Source organism: Aurantimonas sp. A2-1-M11, assembly GCF_036549475.1.
Lineage (GTDB): Bacteria > Pseudomonadota > Alphaproteobacteria > Rhizobiales > Rhizobiaceae > Aurantimonas.
The window spans coordinates 1-874 of sequence record NZ_JAZHLI010000210.1; the positions used below are offsets into that span (position 1 = coordinate 1).

At 66.4% G+C, this 874-nt stretch carries 1 protein-coding gene; it reads right to left on the reverse strand.

Going from position 1 to position 874, the window contains the following annotated elements:
- Positions 1 to 815 (reverse strand): sulfite exporter TauE/SafE family protein (locus VQ042_RS25705; RefSeq protein WP_331823068.1); only part of this gene is annotated, 815 nt, incomplete at its 3' end.
- Positions 816 to 874: the final 59 nt, after the last annotated feature.

An 874-nucleotide genomic window follows, 5' to 3' on the forward strand; every position in this document is an offset into this window, starting at 1 on the left:
CGCAGCTGGTCGCCGCGCAGCTTGCGGCCCGCCTCGGCGCCGAACTGCGCCCCGATCACGCCCCCCAGCATCAGGAAGAACGCCAGCACCACGTCGATCGTGTGGTTGGTGGAGGCCTGCAGCACGGTGGTCACCGCGGCGGTGAAGATGATCTGGAAGAGCGAGGTGCCGATGACGACATTGGTCGGCACGCGCAACAGATAGATCAGCGCCGGCACCATGATGAAGCCGCCTCCCACGCCCATGATGCCGGCGAGCGTGCCGATCAGGAAGCCGATCGCCAGCACCGGAATGACCGAGACGAACAGCTTGGAGCGCTGGAAGCGCATCTTCAGCGGCAGGCCGTGGATCCAGTTGTGCTTGCCGGAGCGGCGGATTTCACCCGACCCGCCGCTGGAGCGCCGGAGCGACTGGATGCTCTCGACCAGCATCAGGCTGCCGACGCCGCCGAGGAACACCACGTAGAGAAGCGAGACGACCAGATCGAGCTGGCCGATCCGCCTGAGCAGGGTGAACAGCGCAACGCCTGCCGCCGAGCCGGCGGCACCGCCAATGAGCAGCACCGTGCCCAGCTTGAGATCGACCGTGCCGCGCTTGTAATGCGCCAAGGCCCCGGAGAAGGACGAGGCGATCACCTGGTTGGCGCCGGTCGCGACCGCGACCGCCGGCGGAATGTTGTAGAAGATCAGCAGCGGCGTGATCAGGAAGCCACCGCCGACGCCGAACAGTCCCGACAGAAAACCCACCGCCGCGCCCATTCCGAAGAGGACGGCCATGTTGACCGAGAGTTCCGCGATCGGGAGGTACAGGTTCACGGGCGGTCCGGCTCATGGGTTGATGGAGCCAAAGAAAAGGGGGCCGAACCGTCTTGGCC